The 15,832-nt window shown below is 62.9% G+C and carries 12 protein-coding genes; 5 read left to right on the plus strand and 7 right to left on the minus strand.

The window, feature by feature from the left end:
• Positions 1-108: 108 nt before the first annotated feature.
• Complete coding sequence (locus DL240_RS13885; RefSeq protein ID WP_111730508.1) at positions 109-525, minus strand: hypothetical protein; 417 nt, start codon at positions 523-525, stop codon at positions 109-111.
• 169 nt (positions 526-694) lie between these two features.
• On the opposite strand from DL240_RS13885, the gene DL240_RS13890 reads away from it, so the two are divergent.
• Positions 695-1,363: a TetR/AcrR family transcriptional regulator gene (locus tag DL240_RS13890; RefSeq protein WP_158542573.1), complete on the plus strand. Its 669-nt coding sequence runs from the start codon at positions 695-697 to the stop codon at positions 1,361-1,363.
• Positions 1,364-1,739: 376 nt separating this feature from the next.
• On the opposite strand, the gene DL240_RS13895 is transcribed toward DL240_RS13890, so the two are convergent.
• Positions 1,740-3,137 carry a cytochrome P450 gene (locus tag DL240_RS13895; RefSeq protein ID WP_111730510.1) on the minus strand — a complete coding sequence of 466 codons (1,398 nt, stop codon included), beginning with the start codon at positions 3,135-3,137 and terminating at the stop codon, positions 1,740-1,742.
• A gap of 526 nt (positions 3,138-3,663) precedes the next feature.
• Between DL240_RS13895 and DL240_RS13900 the strand changes: the two genes are divergently transcribed.
• A complete protein-coding gene (locus DL240_RS13900) occupies positions 3,664-4,452 on the plus strand; it encodes a hypothetical protein (RefSeq protein ID WP_111730511.1) in 789 nt (262 codons plus the stop codon).
• Positions 4,453-4,572: 120 nt separating this feature from the next.
• Here the strand turns inward: DL240_RS13900 and DL240_RS13905 are convergent, their stop codons facing one another.
• Positions 4,573-5,307, minus strand: coding sequence for a Tll0287-like domain-containing protein (locus DL240_RS13905; RefSeq protein ID WP_111730512.1), 735 nt, complete (start codon positions 5,305-5,307; stop codon positions 4,573-4,575).
• A gap of 387 nt (positions 5,308-5,694) precedes the next feature.
• Positions 5,695-6,063: a thioredoxin gene (gene trxA, locus DL240_RS13910; protein ID WP_111730513.1), complete on the minus strand. Its 369-nt coding sequence runs from the start codon at positions 6,061-6,063 to the stop codon at positions 5,695-5,697.
• A 466-nt stretch (positions 6,064-6,529) separates the two neighbouring features.
• Between trxA and DL240_RS13915 the strand changes: the two genes are divergently transcribed.
• Both DL240_RS13915 and DL240_RS13920 read left to right on the plus strand, forming a co-directional pair.
• Positions 6,530-8,038, plus strand: a complete 1,509-nt coding sequence (locus DL240_RS13915; protein WP_111730514.1) for a proprotein convertase P-domain-containing protein — start codon at positions 6,530-6,532, stop codon at positions 8,036-8,038.
• A gap of 408 nt (positions 8,039-8,446) precedes the next feature.
• Positions 8,447-10,252, plus strand: a complete 1,806-nt coding sequence (locus DL240_RS13920; RefSeq protein WP_111730515.1) for an AMP-dependent synthetase/ligase — start codon at positions 8,447-8,449, stop codon at positions 10,250-10,252.
• A gap of 432 nt (positions 10,253-10,684) precedes the next feature.
• Here DL240_RS13920 and DL240_RS13925 read toward each other — a convergent pair whose 3' ends face one another.
• Entirely contained in the window at positions 10,685-11,707 is a 1,023-nt protein-coding gene (locus DL240_RS13925) for a 1-acyl-sn-glycerol-3-phosphate acyltransferase (protein ID WP_158542574.1), read from the minus strand.
• 133 nt (positions 11,708-11,840) lie between these two features.
• Between DL240_RS13925 and dtd the strand changes: the two genes are divergently transcribed.
• The gene (dtd, locus tag DL240_RS13930) at positions 11,841-12,287 is read left to right on the plus strand and encodes a D-aminoacyl-tRNA deacylase (protein WP_111730516.1); all 447 of its coding nucleotides are present in this window, start codon (positions 11,841-11,843) and stop codon (positions 12,285-12,287) included.
• A gap of 65 nt (positions 12,288-12,352) precedes the next feature.
• Here dtd and DL240_RS13935 read toward each other — a convergent pair whose 3' ends face one another.
• Entirely contained in the window at positions 12,353-15,235 is a 2,883-nt protein-coding gene (locus DL240_RS13935) for a lipoprotein N-acyltransferase Lnb domain-containing protein (RefSeq protein WP_146618301.1), read from the minus strand.
• A gap of 91 nt (positions 15,236-15,326) precedes the next feature.
• The gene (locus DL240_RS13940; protein WP_158542575.1) at positions 15,327-15,818 is read right to left on the minus strand and encodes a DUF3015 family protein; all 492 of its coding nucleotides are present in this window, start codon (positions 15,816-15,818) and stop codon (positions 15,327-15,329) included.
• Positions 15,819-15,832: the final 14 nt, after the last annotated feature.

Genomic DNA, 15,832 nt, shown 5'->3' on the forward strand with positions numbered 1-15,832 from the left:
CGCCAAACTCGCCGCCTGAGCGCAGGTTACGCTGCTGGCGAGATGGGAGGGATGCCCGCAAAGGCGCAGGTCTTCCACCCGGATGAGTGAGTGAAATGTTGGAGAAGTTCAGGCGTAAGTGGCCAGCGCCTGGGGAGGCTTGAAGTGGCGTGTGCCGTGCCCCTCGGAGGTCTGGGAGGTCGTCACCATCAGTTCGATGGCGGCCGGGCAGCGGCTCAGCGCAAGCGTCCAGCCGACGTCCCCGACCATATGCCCGCAGCAGCCGCAGTAGTCGCAGTCGGCGGCGCATTCTCCGTGAGCCAGCTCTCCCGGGCAGCAGTCGTCCTGGGCGCTGTGGTGCTCGTCGTCGGTGAGCTCGGTATCGTCCGAGCGTTCAGCGCCTTCGGCGCTTTGAGACGCGGCGGCCTCAGGTGCACATCCCCAGGCCTGGGCGGGGGCCAGGAGCACCAGCGCGCCGGCCAGGGTCAGCCAGAAGGCCGCCATAAGCGTCAGCGCGCGGTGGGATGGAGAAAGCTGTGCAGGCATCGTCGAGGCTCGTTTCAGGGCAGGGGGCCCGACGAGCATAGAGAGCGGATCGCCGAGAGGCAAGGGGCGCCGGTCTTCGGGGTAGCTCCGGCTTGACGCGTGGGCTAACCCTGTGTGACCCCTCTAAAATCACCTCAATGTCCCCCCCTCTTTTCGGGAGCGTCTCATCGTGTCCACCCGTCGACTTCCCGCAGCGGAGCGAAAGCAACAGATCCTGGTGAGCGCGATCCGCGTGTTTGCCCGTTCGACGTATCATGGTGCCACCACCAAAGGGATTGCCGAGCAAGCCGGGGTGACCGAGGCGTTGCTCTACCGCTATTACCGCAGCAAACGAGAGCTCTTCATTGCGGCCATTGAGCACACGGCCGGCAAACTCAGCCGGGGTCTGGAGCGAATTCTCGACGAGCATTACGAGCATCCGGTGGAGGCCATCGTCAGCTGCATGGAGTTTTATACGCGGCTGCTTCAGAGCAGTGAGGATCTGGCGCGGATGATCTTCCTGGTTCTGGCCGAACTTGATGAGTCAGACGTACGCGAGGTCTATCTGCCTTATCAGAAACGGGTCGTCGGGTTGCTCACCGCGAATATTGAGCGCTGGCAACAGGGGGGAATTGTGGATCGCCAGGTGAACGCCGCGGACACCGCCTGGCTCTTCTACGGCACGTACATGATCCTGGCGTTGGCTCGACAGTCTCACGGCCGGGTGCGGGTGAGCCCCCGTCATGCGGTGGGGCTGATGCGTCCATTTCTGAGTGAAGATGGGGAGCGGCGCCTTCAGGAGCTTAGCCTTCTCAAACCGCAGCTTGGCATGTTGGCCGGGGAGTTGAAGGGCGAGTGAGTCCGGAAGTTTAGAACGGGCGAAGCGCTGTTGAGCGCGTCCGAGGGTGGGACATCGTGTGGTTATTTGCGCGTCCGAGGGTGGGACATCGAGTGACTTTTGAGCCTCCGAGGGTGGGGCATTGAGCGCTGTTGAGTGCGTCCGAGGGTGGGGCATTGAGCGCTGTTGAGTGCGTCCGAGGGTGGGACATTATGCAGCGGTTGTTGGTTCTAAGGTGTTTAAAAGGTTGATTTTTTCGTGTCCGAGGGTGGGGCGTTGAGCGCGTCCGAGGGTGGAACATCTAGCGGTGAGGATGTTGTCGATGCCCCGGCCCTGTTGGAAGGGAAATATCTGCGTATGGGCCGGGCATCGCCCCGTTGAAAGGGAGCTGTCGGGATTAGCGTCGGGTGAGCTTCATCGGGATGTCGCCCTGAGCTCCCAGCGTGACTGTGACATTGAGTTGTGCCGGGGTGCTGGCGGCGTGCTCGAGCTTAAAGCGCCGGGCCAGGGTCGCCAGCACCAGTTGAGCTTCCATCATGGCAAATGACTTGCCGATGCATTGACGCGGGCCGCCCAGGAAGGGGTAGTAGGCGAAGCGGGGGCGATCGGCTTTCGGATCGCGAAAGCGTTCCGGGTTGTAAACCTCCGGTTCGTCCCAGAACGCCGGGTGTCGGTGGGTGATATAAGGACTGAGGATGATGAAAGTCTTCGCCGGGACCTCAACGCCGCCAATGACGTCATCTTCGGCCGCAGTACGTGCGAGCATGGGGACCGGCGGATACAGTCGCATCGCTTCCTCAATGACCATACGCGTCCACTCCAGGCGCGGGAGATCCTGGAGCGTGGGCATCCGACCGTCTTCCAGCACCTGATCCAACTCGGCGTGGAGCGCGGCCATGGCCTCGGGGTGAAGCGAGAGCAGGTAAAAGGTCCACGTCAACGCGGTGGCCGTGGTTTCAAATCCCGCCAGGAAGATCGTCATCACCTCGTCGCGCAGCTGAGCATCGGTCATTCCCTCGCCGCTATCTTCATCGCGGGCCTCCATGAGCATGGTCAGGAGGTCTTCGGGATTCTCAGCGCTGTGGCGTCGGCGAGAGATGATCGTTTCGACGACTGCGTCGAGTCGGGCGATCGCGCGATTGACCCGGTTGTTGCCCGGAGTGGGCACGCTTAGCGGGAGCGACCAGGGGACGCGAATGCGGCGGGTGACCTCTTTAAGAATGAAGGCCAGGTTGGTGTTGACCCGGGCGCTGTGGCTGGAGAGTTCGGTGCTCAAGAGGGTAAAGCCCACAATATCCAGGGTGATTCGAGCCATTTCGGCGTTGAGCTGAATGACCGGGGGTGCGCCATCGCCGCTATTTTTAAGGAGCTGTTCCCAGTTGTGCGCCCGGTCTTCGGCGACCCGAGCCATGGTTTCAGCAAACGCGTTGATGCGTTTTTGATGAAATGAGGGCTGGGCGATGCGCCGCTGCCGTAACCAGAAGCTACCCTCGCTGGTGACCAGTCCATTGCCCAGCAGCTGGCGCATGACGCGATAGCCGCGGGTGTATTTTGTGAAGTTGCGGTTGTTGCGGATCAGCACATGGTTGAGGTCGTCGGGATGCGCGAGAAAGAGTGCCTGCCGGCTGAGCAGATTAAAGCGCACTTTATCGCCGTGCTCTCGAAACGCCGCCATCAGGGCGCTGAGCATATCGCGTTTAAAGGCCGGAAGATTGCCTAAAATAGGCACACCGGCGGGTTGAGGAACGCTGACGAAAGGGGCTGACGAAGAAGCATCGACCGGGGGCTGCGTCATAGCGAAAGCACCTCATGGTTGGGGTTTGGATAAAGAGAGTATGCCATCGCATCGCGCGAGGTGAAAGAAATATCACTTCACGCGATCGAGCGATTAATAGTGTTCGTTGGCGATTGAACTTCGATTGCAGCTCGGTGTTGGTGAAGCGAAATCGCCGCGGATGCGCGACCCTCGGATGTTAAAATGCGCGACCCTCGGATGTTAAAATGCGCGACCCTCGGATATTAAAATGCGCGACCCTCGGATGTTAAAATGCGCGACCCTCGGATGTGGAGTGAATCATGCGCGACATGCCCGAAGATGGCTTCGGCAGTCAGCGTGTGGGGGCGTTAAGACGCTGCTGTCGGTGGCGACCTCAGGTCACGATGCCTTGAACCTCTGCGAACTTCTCATTAATGTTCGGCCTTCATCGCTAGAAGCAGGTCAATGTTTCGGGTCCCCGCCATCATGGCAGTAGGGGGGACGCCTTTGTGCACTGTCTGTGCGCGCGTATAGGGTGCGTGCAGACCTACGGATGGAGCGAACCATGAAGGAGATGTCGTTTGATTCGAGGTTGCTTACCAGGCTCAGGCACGCTCGCGAGGTGGTCGAAGCGCTGGATGTTGAACACCCCGTTGCGCGGGGGAGTCTCGAGCTGTGCGCGTCGCTGCTTGAGCAGGCGGCACAGCGTTTTGAGGAAACACTCAAGGCGTTGCGCGAAGACGGCGGCGTCACCGATCGTGGGATGGAAGAGCTGGATCAGGCAGAAGCAGGGGCCGAGGAGGGCTACTGGCAACTCTTCGAGATGATGCAGATGCGCTTTTACGCTCTCAAGGCTGCGGGCTCTCCGCGTCGAGCCGCGTTTGAAGAGACGATGAATCGCGCGTTTTGCGGGGTCTGCCCCGGCGATTTTGTAGAACGATCGCTGGAGGTGGCCCTGGCACAGCTGGAGCGGGCGGTCGAGGTGTGCCAGCGCGAATTCGTGCACGACGCCCGCGTTGATGTGGCCCGACAGGCCGCGTGCGCGCTTCGGAGTTGGGTGTCGGTAGAGTCGGAGGGGTACGCCGGGAGCGACGCCGGGATGGCCGCTTTGATCGCGGCCCGTGATCTGGCGCGGCGAGAGTACGTATCGGCGCGTTTACTGGTGGAAGCGGTGCGGCATCTGTGTGACGGGCCGGAGCCAGGGGAGACTTCTCTGGAGGCCCTGCAGACCCTCTATCGCTGCGAATCCGCGGCCTGCGAGGTCGGGGATTTGCTCCCTGGCGCCGCCCCGACGATGGTGCTCGCCAGGGGACCCGCTGGTGCGACGGAGTCCATGGCGACCGGCGGTGTTTGAGCGTTTTGCCCTTCTATGCGGCGCTCAGGGCACGGACAACGCATGACGCCCCTCGGTCTTGATAGGCGCCCAACAGGTCTGACCGGGGGTAGAACATCGTGGCACAAGAGACGCTGCGAATTACGAGTCCAGGGGCGGGACTTCTACCCAGAACCATCCTCGAAGATCGCCTTCGGCATAGCCGGTTGCCTGGTCTCGGGGATAGTAGTCCTCGAGCTTACGGGCAATGTCCGGTGCAAGCGATTCGCGCTCTCCATGGCAGGTCAGGCAGGGCCGGGCGATGCGAATGGGGGCCAGCATCCCCAGCTGCTCCCCGGGACCGACCGCCAGCCCGGGGGTGCCCTGCGGGTTGACCAGGGATGTTGCCCACGGCGGGGCCTGGTTATCGGGATTGCGCAACTTGTCGGAGCTGCGCCCGATCGTCACCCCGTGCTGCTCGCCCACACCGGCGGTCAGCTCGCTGGCTTCGCTGTGGCAGACCTCCACCGCGGCGGGCGCTCCCTGCTCTTTAACCACGCTGAGGACGCGTCCCATCAGGGTGCTGGCCAGGGTGTCGCGGGCATCCCGGGCTTTTTGAAGCTGCGCCTGCTGGGAATCATTTAATTCCTCGGTCGCGACAGCACGCCAGCCTTCGGGCATCGGTTGCGCGCTGGCCACGTCCTCCTGGTGAGGGGCATCGGTTGCGGAGTCCTTCTCACGGGGTGTGATTGCTGTGGATTCGGCCGGTCTGGAGGCTTCAGCGGAAGCCGGGGGGCTTGAGGTGGCGGCGCGATCACAGGCTGTGCTCAGCAGGAAGGTGCTGCAGAGAAGCAATCCGGCCAGCGGTGAGTTCAGGCGGCGAAGCAAAGGCATCATTAAGGTCTCATCAACGTGGGGGGATTCATGTCGAATGGGCACACGCCAGCCCTGGTAAAGAAGCGCTTTTTGAAGGTATCCATCATCATCGTTGATGGTAAGTCTGCGCGGCAGCTCTTTGCCCGAAAGCCCTCTTTGCCGACGCGCACAGAGATCTCAGATATCTCAAAAAGAGGGCGGGCCGAGGTCGCCCTTACGCGCGCGACATTCTGACCGAGGGAAGGACATCGCCCGCTAATTATGCGGCCCATGTCTGACCGGGGGTGGCGCATCTGTCCGTAATTATGCGGCCCACGTCCGACCGGTCCACGTCTGACCGAGGGAAGGACATCGTCCGCTAATTATGCGGCCCATATCTGACCGGGGGTGGCGCATCCATCATCGGGCTCACCCGCCGAAAAGGCGCTTAAAGAATCCGGGCGGACGGTCAGGATTGATCCGTTGAGCAAGGCTCACCAGGTTCGCAGCATTTTTAGCTCCGATGGAGACTTCCTGAATTTGCCCGTCCTGGATCGCCATCACCGTCGGGAGGCTGCGCACGTTAAAGGCCTGCGCAAGCGCGGGGTAGGTCTCGGTGTCCAGCTTGTAAAAGGCGACCGGGGAGTCGGCCATCTGCCGGGCGGCCTCTTCATACTGAGGGGCCATCATGCGGCAGGGGCCACACCAGCCGGCCCAGAAGTCGATAAGGACCGGTGGGCCGCCCGGCTGCATGATGGCCTCGATCTCTTCGCGTGTGGTCAGGTCTTTGACGCTCATAGCTTCTCCCGGCGTGGGGTATCTGGTGGATGCGTATCTAGAGAGGGGGGCGCAAGGTGCGCTCCATCTGGGGGAAGAGTATCGCAACGTCTGTGCCAGCGTCTTCGGAGATCGCCCCGGAGGGGGGATGAGGCCGGGCAGACGCGCTCAAATGGCGAGTTCGGGCGAAGGATGCGCCACCCCCGGAGAGGGAAGAGCGCAGAAATGTTTCGGATTTGAAACGATTAAGAGGCCAATGAGGGAAGATTGAAACGTTTGGAACGTTTATGCGCGTTTCCTTGCGCAAAGAGTTCATCGAAGGGGTAGGAGCATGTAGGGAAGTGGTTGCAAATGCTTGTAAGTATTGATTAAGCTGCGCGGTACTCCGTATGGAATCGACGCACGGCGTCATGGGGCTTTTGCTCTGTGCCCCTGGCCTGTGCGCCTCTGATAAACCCGCAGCATCTTGACTCTTGAGAGACTTTTTATGGCGAAGAATACCCGACAGTGGTGGTGGGTGGCCCTGGGCGCAAGCCTGGTGCTGGCCGGCTGTGGCGAAGGCGTGGATGTCGAGGGAGCGAACCCCGACCATGGCGAGCTCTTCGCGCCGCCGCTGGAGAATCTTGATACCCTGATGGAGGGGGCGCCCGATAACGCCACGCTGCCCGGCGAGGCCAAAGGTGACGAGGTCTTCGCGCCGACCTTCTACGATCTGATCGAGCAGCAATCGCCCACGGCCAACCAGGGCAGCCGCGGGGTCTGCTCCATCTTTGCCGCCGTCGCGCTGATGGAGCACCTCTACATCAAGGAGGGCACCTACCCTGATAAAGACTTCTCCGAGCAGTACCTTCAGTGGTCGGCGAAGTTTGAGGTGGGCTCCTTCCCCAATACGTCCGGGTCGAGTTCGCGCTACAACCTCCAGGCGATCAGCGAGTACGGCGTCGTCGAAGAGGCGTACTGGCCCTATGAGTCGCGTCCCTGGGGCGCCTCGAACGACGAGCGCTGCGTGGGTTCCGAGGCCGATCGCCCCACCGAGTGTCACACCAACGGCCACCCTCCCGAAGAGGCGGTTGAGGCACCGAAGTGGAAGCTCCCGACCAGTCGCTGGCTCTCCACACGGGAGCGTGACATCAAGGCCGTGATGAAGAACAAGGGCACCGCCGTGGTGGTCGGTGGTGACTTCTACTACCAGGCCTGGAATCACGGTGCTTCCAGCCTGCCCACCAACCGGGAGTACGCCCGCAAGGGATACGTCCTCTACCCCAATGAGGCTGATAAGACCGCCAGCCGCCAGAAGCGCGCCGGCCACGCCTTTTTGCTGGTGGGCTGGGACGACACCCTGAGCGTGGAGCGCGTCGATGAGAATGGCCAGGTGATGCTCGATGAAAGTGGCGAGCCCCTGACCGAGTCGGGCTTCTTCATCTTTAAAAACAGCTGGGGCACCGGGAGCTGGGGCACCGATCACGCCGATGAGCGTATGCCCGACGGCTACGGCTACATCTCGTATCGGTACGTCGAGGAGTTCTTAAGCGCCCGTGCCGCGGAGCTGCCGGTGTTTGAAGAGCCGGAGCCCGATCCGGTCTGCGGCGAAACGCTTAGCTGCGCCGATGAGTCCTGCATCGATTCGCCGCTCTGCGAAGGGGAGCCCGCCCGCTTCAGCAGCGAAGAAGAGGTGGCCATCCCCGACAACGATCCTCAGGGTGCGCTGAGCACCATTGAGGTGATCGGTACCTCCAACGTCCTTGCAGCCAGCGTGGATGTGCTCATCACCCATCCCTACGTGGGCGATCTGTCGATCGAGCTGATTCACCCCTCGGGGGATTCGGTGGTGCTGCGCGAAGCCAATGGCCAGGCCGGCGCCGATCTTTTTGAGACCTATCACCTCACGGACTTTGTGGGCCTGAGCGCCGAGGGGAACTGGTCACTTAAGGTTGTCGACCATGCCGGCACCGATGAAGGCGCGTTGCTGGGCTGGGATCTGACGCTGGTGCGCTAAAGTGGCGCCGCCGGCTCATCCTGGATGACCCGCTGAGCATGCAACCCCGAGACCCGCTGCGGCCTCGGGGTTTTTTGTTGCCTGGCGACTCGCGTTCCTCGCCGATGCCCACCTGATTCCGTGCCGGGGGGGGCTCCGCCGGAGGCTCAAGTACCTGACCGAGGGAGCGCCATCTCGTGTTGTAGCGCGGGTGATGTTGCTTTTCCGGAGGCTCAAATGGCCTGACCGAGGGAGCGCCATCTTCTGACCGAGGGAGCGCCATCTCGTGTTGTAGCGCGGCGAAATGCCCGTGCGATCTTCCCCCCGCCTTTGCTGGCACCGGAGCTTCTCGAGCAGTACACTCGGCCTCATACACCAAGCTCGAAGGCTCCGCTGGCCAGCCCCCTCATCGACCTCGTGGAGGAAAAGATGCGCGATACCGTGATCGATCGCTTCGTAACGCAGGTGGAGGCGCGTGCCGGGCAACCGGCCCTGTACTTTCGGCAGGGGGATGCCTGGCATTCCTGGAGCTGGGCGGAGTACGGGCAGAAGGCCCGCGCGTTTGCCGGGGCGCTCATCGCACGGGGCCTGGAGCCCGGTGAGCGCATCAACATCTGCGGGTTTAACTGCCCGGAGTGGGTGATCGCCAGCGTCGGCGCCATGATCGCCCGAAACGTGCCCGCCGGTATCTACCATACCGATAGCGCCGAACAGATGGCCTACATCGCCAAGCACTCCGGGGCCCGGGTGCTGGTGCTCGCCGATCTTGCGCAATGGGAGAAAGCCCGCTCCATCCTCGATGAGCTTGAGCACCTCTGCCAGGTCGTCATGATCCGCGAGGCTGACGCGATCGACGATCCACGTGTGGTCAGCTGGGAGGACTTTTTGGCAGGGGGCGCCGGCCATCAGGCCGAGGTCGATCAGCGTATTAAAGAGATCCAGGAAGATGAGCTCGCCACACTCATCTACACCAGCGGGACCACCGGAGCGCCCAAGGGGGTGATGCTCAGCCATAATAACCTGGCGATCACCGCGAACATGGCCTTCGATGTTGTGGGAAATGTGCTGGCCGGCGACACCCGGGGGGGACCCGGGGACTGTGTGGTCTCGTATCTGCCCCTCTCACATATCGCCGAGCAGATGTTCTCGATTCACTTGGCCCTGACGCTGGGCTACCCAGTCTACTTTGCCGAGAGCGTGGACAAGGTGCGGGACGCCCTGGTGGAGGCCCGGCCCACACTCTTCTTCGCGGTGCCCCGGGTCTGGGAGAAGTTCCGGGCGGCGCTGGAACCCCGCCTCAATGAGGCCACCGGTGTGAAGGCCGCGGTCGTGCGCTGGTCGCGGGAGGTTGGGGTGGAGGCCGGCCATGACATCGTCAAGTACGGTGCTCCCCGCGGGGTAGGCGCGCTGCGCTACCGCGTGGCTCGTCGGCTCTTCTTCCAGCGCGTTGCCGCACAGGTGGGGCTCGATCGCCTGCGCCTGGCCATCAGCGCCGCGGCTCCCATCGGTGATGATGTGCTGGAGTTCTTTATGAGCCTGGGCATCGTTATCCGCGAGATCTACGGCCAGTCCGAGGGCTCCGGCCCGACCACCATGAACTACCCCCGCGCCGGGATGAGCAAGTTCGGAACGGTCGGGCGCGCGGTGCCAGGGGTCGACATCATGACCGCCGATGATGGCGAGATCCTGGTCCGGGGCCCCAATGTTTTTATGGGTTATTTCAACGAGCCGGAGAAGACCGCCGAAACGCTGGTCGATGGCTGGTTGTACTCCGGGGATATTGGCAGCCTGGATGCCGACGGTTTTTTAACGATCACAGACCGTAAGAAGAACCTCATTATCACCTCCGGGGGCAAGAACATCCCTCCGGCTCCGATCGAAAGCCGACTCCGCGAACTCGATATCGTCAGCCAGGCTCTCGTCGTCGGCGAGGGACGCAAATACCTCGCAGCTCTCCTGACCCTTGATCCGGAACTCGCCGCCGACTTCGCTCGCCAGCATGATCTACCCACCGACCTCCGCGAACTCGCTGACCATCCCGAATTCCTGGTCCATATTCAGGCTCATATCGACCATATCAATCAAAAACTCGCCAGGGCCGAGACGCTCAAACGCTTCGTTGTCCTGCCCGACGAGTTCACCGAGGAAAGCGGAGAGCTTACCCCGACCCGAAAACTCAAACGTCGCGTCATTCTCGAGCGCTACGCCGGCCAGATCACGTCGATGTACTCGTGATGTGGTGAGTTCAAATACAGGTTCGATGCCCCACCCTCGGATGTCCGTTCGAGGCCTGAAACTGGGGCGGATGTCCCACCCCCGGATGTCCGTTCGAGGCCTGAAACGGGGGCGGATGTCCCCCCCCCCGGACGTCCGTTCGAGGCCTGAAACTGGGGCGGATGTCCCACCCCCCGGACGTCCGTTCGAGGCCTGAAACGGGGGCGGATGTCCCACCCCCGGATGCTCCCAAAGTGCGTCAATGATTGGGAAATGTCCCACCCCCGGACGTCCTCAGAGTGCGTCAATGATTGGGAAATGTCCCACCCCCGGACGTCCTCAGAGTGCCTCAATGCTTGAGATATGTTCCACCCCCGGATGCTCCCAAAGTGCGTCAATGATTGGGAAATGTCCCACCCTCGGAGGTGCAAAGGGCAAGGTATGTTCGCGTGGTCAGATGAAACGGTTGGCGCCCTTTACCTTACCCTCGGCGCCTTCCTGGCGTTGGTGGCGCTCGTCGAGAAGCTCGTTGATGCGGTCCATCACCAGGTCGGTCATCCCCCGGAACTTTTCCGCATGGGCGCGCTCGGCCTCCAGCGTAAAGGGGGTGTAGTCGTCTTCAATTGCAAAGGGCTTTAGCGCCCCCTCGGGGGAGAGAGGTTCGCCCATGCGGTACACGATGGTGCCACCGCTGGAGAGGGGGCTGTTTCCGGGATAGGCCAGATCGGAGCCGTTGCAGCCGATCGGCACCACGGTGGCCTTCATGCGCAACGCCATCTGTGCCAGCCCGGTGCGCCCCTCTTGCAGGCGGATCGAGCGGGTGCCCTCGGGAAACACCAGCACGTGCAATCCCAGCGCGAACGCCTCCTCGTTGAGCTCCACAAAGCGATTCATCATCTGCTTGAAGAGCTCACTCATGCGCTCCAGATAGTTATGGGTCTGGGGATCGAAGTTCAGTCCCAGGAGATCGCGCGGGGTATCGAGCAGCGCGACCACATCGGCGAGCACGCCTTCCTCGGCAGCCCGCTCCCGCAGGGTGCGGGTGTCGGTGCTGCCGGCGTCGACTGCCTGGCGCACGATCCGGTAGGCCCGTTCGGCCGGCGGCCGCCCCAGCAACTGCACGGCGTCGGCGGTGATCAGGTACCCGCGGGAGGGCACCGCCAGGTTGTTCATCTTGATCATGAAGGCCTGAATCGCCGGGTTGTTGTAGTACTTTCCCTTGACCCAGGTGGTGGTAAACATCCGATGATCACGCCAGAGTCGCCACTGAAAAGGCCAGTAGTTGTAGCGATCGGTATGGTTCATGGCGAAGATCACCGGCCGATCCGTGGGTAGCTTTTCAAACCCCTCGATGGTGATGTGGGTGCGTGTTAGCGGATTCTTGAAGTTTGGCGAGAGGACACCGGTTGCAAAAAGAACCTGGCCCATCGGTCGACGAGTCAGCGAGATGGCGTTGAGGGTATCGAGCGTGAGCATGGGGACCGTGCCGGGGGAGGATGTGTCGGGGGGGAACCGCTGGAGGAAGCCTCCGAAAGGTAACATAGCCCGCAGCCGCCGAGTAGCGTTTCGGGGCCGGGAAGTAAGTGCATGAACACGAATCAGGAGTGATATGAGAGCATTGATTCAACGCGTCAGTCAGGCCCGGGTGGAAGTTGCGGACGAGGTGATCGGCCAGTGTGGCGTGGGGCTGCTGGTCTTGCTTGGCTGTGGTCAGGGTGATGACGAGAGCGATCTGGACTACGTCTTTGAGAAGGTCGTGAATCTGCGCATCTTCGAAGACGAGCAGGGCAAGATGAACCACTCGCTGCTGGACATCGGCGGCGAACTGCTGGTGGTGAGCCAGTTCACGCTCTACGCCGATACGCGGCGAGGACGTCGCCCGAGCTTCACCGGGGCGATGGCACCGGTGCCGGCCGAGGCGATGTATCAGGCCTTTGTCGAACGGGCGCGGGCGCGTGGGATCACCGTGGGCACCGGTCGCTTTGGCGCCATGATGAACGTCTCGCTGACCAACCAGGGGCCGGTGACCATCATGATCGACAGTCGGGAGCGCTGAACGGGCGATAAAGGCGCGTAAAACGATCGTTTTACACGAGTTTCACGTGAAACAGGGGCGCGCTCTTAAAAGGGGAGTTCCACCCGTACCCCGGCCCGCCAGCTCGAAAAATACGCCTCGTCGGCGCTCTCGGGGCGATAGTCGCGGTTGGTGAAGAGCGCATCGATAAAGGGGCCGGCCACCAGCGGGGTTTCGCCGTACTCCCAGAGCCGGAATTCGGCGGCGGCGCCGGCGTGCAGGTCGTAGCGCCAGCCGCCGGGCAGGCTCGCCACCTGGGCGCTGGTTGCCCAGAGGCGCAGCACGTTGGTGTAGCTGCCAAACAGGTGCACCTGGGCGCGCAGCTGAAGCTCGGCGCCACCCAGCAGCGCGGTGGAGCGATGCCCGTCGAGCGCGGCGTGGATCCCCAGGCCCGCCACCAGATGGTTCACGTCGTCCCGGGCTCGCCAGATCGGCAGGAGCAGAGATGGCGAGAGCGTCAGGTTGTAGTAGAGGTCGCGACGTCCGTCGTGACGCAGGCGCAGATCTAGTCCCCAGCCCAGGGCATCCAGGAGGCTGCGCCGCACCGCACCATAGGTGCGCTGGAGGCTGGCATACCTGAAGAGCACCAGCTCGGCCTGCAGGCTCTCCAGCGAGCTCTGAAGATCGGGGCCAGGCTCCGCGATCAGGTCCAGCCCCAGCACCCGCGACTCAATATCGCCCCGATACCCTCGCTGGCGTACCTCGCCCAGGCGATCTTCGATCGTCGAGTAAGAGAACTGGAGGTTGGCACGCATCCCGGTGTTGGTCGCGCCGGAGAGGCGCACCCGATGACGCCCCGAAGGTCGCCAGGAGCGCGCATCAAGCGCCTGCATACGCTCCAGATAGTCCTGAGCACGGGCGTCCAGAAAGGCCACCCCGTCCCAGTCGGGAAGATGCCTCTCGATCAAGGCGGACTGTGTCTGCAGGGCCTTGAGGTAGGTCTGGCGGGTGCGGGCCTCCTGGTCGAGTACCGCCTGTTGATCGGGGGACCAGGCGACCGTCGATGGGTCCAGGGTGATCCGGGTATGCGCTGCCCAGTGCGCCTGCGCTTCGGCGCGGGCGACCAGATCTTCGTCTTCGTAGAGTTGGCGGCGGCGCTCCAGGATCTCATCCAGGCTTAGCTTCGGGCCCGGGCCCTGAGCCGCGTAAAGCAGCGCTCGCCGGGCGTAGTGAGCGTTGTCCATGTAGAAACGCTCCACCAACACGCTGTTGTAGAGCGTGTCGAGGAGCATCTGGACCCGGTCGGGATGGCGCTGCGCCAGCGCGTCAAAGAGCGCCTCCAGGCGAGTGTAGGCGCCGGCGCGAACCTCGGGCTCCGGGGCTTCCAGGGCGTCTAGAAGGATATCAAAGTCTTCGCGCTGGGTTCGGTCGGCGTCGATGGCGTCGGCCAGGCTCATCATCAGCGCGCGCCGGGTCTGGGCGGCCTCTCGGGCCACCTCCCGACCGCTACGCAGGGTGTCGGGGCGCTTGATCAGAAGCCGCCCCTGCGCGCCGTTCTCAATGGTAGCCAGGGTATCGAGAACGTCGGTGGGCATCACAATGCCGGAGCGCTCCCGGGGTAGATCCACCTCCAGAGCGGGCTCCATCAGATCGATCAGAAACGAGGCACAGTTATCGCTCAAGAAGCGATAGGGGTAGCGCACACGGCGTTCGGTCTCCCAGATGCGCTCCAAGAGCCGCCGGGATTGCTCCGGGCTGAGCTGAAGAGAGTAGCGACGAAGGTTGCGCTGCTCGTATTGCAGAATCAGGCGATCGACGCCTCGAAAGGAGTTGAGTTCCAGCACCGTGGGGAAGCCACCGAGGAGCCCGCGTACCAGGTAGTCGACGGGATCGACGTTGGCGTCGGTCACCGCGCCAAACTGATACACCGGCTCAAAACCCTCGCTCCGTACCAGCCCGCCGCCCTTGTATTTTACGTGCAAAAGCAGGTGTCCGTAGAGCGACTGCGGGCGAGAGGTGGCGGCCGCCAGGAGCACGTCGAACCCGGCCAGATCGTCGACGCGGGCCCATTGCTCAAAGGCCGGACAGGATTGGCCCGAGAGCTGGCTGCGAGGCAAGCTCCGTTCAGGCTCCCGCCACGCAGGATCCATCTCACCTATGAAGGTGTTCAGCGCCCGCGAGGCCGTAAAGTGCTGGCAGCTCAGGGTCATGTTCGGATCGAGCTCCTCCAGGCGAGCGCCCATCCCGGGCTCAGCAACACGCTCCAGCAGCAGATCTTCGGGGCGAACGAAGTAGGCTTCGGCAAAGGTCACCAGATCCAGGTGCGCGCTGCGCATGCCCATCGGGCGTTGATAGCCCCAGGGGTCCTGGTTATGCGGCCCGCTGCGCATCTTGCGGTGCCAGCCGTTGATGCGCTGCCAGCGAAAGTCCCGCGACCAGCCCCGACTGCCATCTTCGAGGGTCATCGCCAGATGAACCGCCGCGCGCCGAAGTTGGAGCTCGCGCTGTTCGTCGGCGGTGAGCACGGCGTAGGCCTGCACCGGGCCATCGCCCAGCAGCGGTGGACTTTCGTACACGTAAAACGTGCGGTGATCGCTGCTAAAGGTCGGACACGCCTGGCTGTAGCGGCCCATGCCAAAGAGGCAGTGGCTCTCCCGGCGGACCAGGTGCACTTCGTTGTGCCTAAGCTCCCGACTCAAAGAACGAGGCAGCGCCCGGAGGCCCGCCTCAAAGGCCTCCAATTCGCCGGGCTTCCAGTGTGGCGAAGGGGCCACGTGGATCCGGAAGTCGTCACGCAGACGCTCCGAGGCGCGGCTTGCCGCCGGTGTCTCCGATGGGCGCGGAGCTTCGGCGAGCGCTGCCGGGGGTTGAGCCCGGGCCTCACTGGCGAGTCCGGCGCAGAGCCAGGCACTCAGGGCCACCAGCAAGGCGATCGCCCGGGGGCTCGGGCGCCGTCGAAGACGCAACGTGTGGGTGGAGTACGGCAGCAAGGTCGGGTGGCCAGAGGGTGCAGAGTCAGAGAATTTCAAATGCGCGGCAGCCTAGCATCGACCTGGCGCCTCGGCCACCTGTGAGCGAACGTCAGCCCTGCCCCCGGACCCCCGCGTGATCGAGCGCGTGCACAAAGCGCGTGGCGTGCTCGACGTTGACCTGCTCGACCTGCAACGCGTTGAGAAGCGCCTCGCGCTCCTCGAAGAGCGCCCGACCAAAGGCCTGGCGTTCGCTCTGCGGCACGTCGAGCAGGTGAGCCAGCGCATCGATCGATGCACCGCCCCCCAGGGCAAGATCCTGCTGCAGATCCAGGTGATGATCGCTCAAAAATGCCACCATCTCCTCGGAGGCCTCGCCATTATCGGCGACGAGTTTGACCGTGGTAAACAGGGGCGCAAAAAACGCTGCCCCGGTCGTGGAAGTCGACGAGGTCAGCGTCATAAAGGGCCCCGGAATCATGATCACGGAGACGTGATTGTGATCGGCCCAGGCCGTAGCCGGTGGTGTCAGTGCCGAGAGCAAAAGCCCCATCAGGGCAAGAGCTCTCCAAGAACGAAGAGCTCGAGTCGCACGCGTTCGCATCAAGAACCTCCCGA

The organism is Lujinxingia litoralis, from assembly GCF_003260125.1.
Classification (GTDB): Bacteria; Myxococcota_A; Bradymonadia; order Bradymonadales; family Bradymonadaceae; genus Lujinxingia; species Lujinxingia litoralis.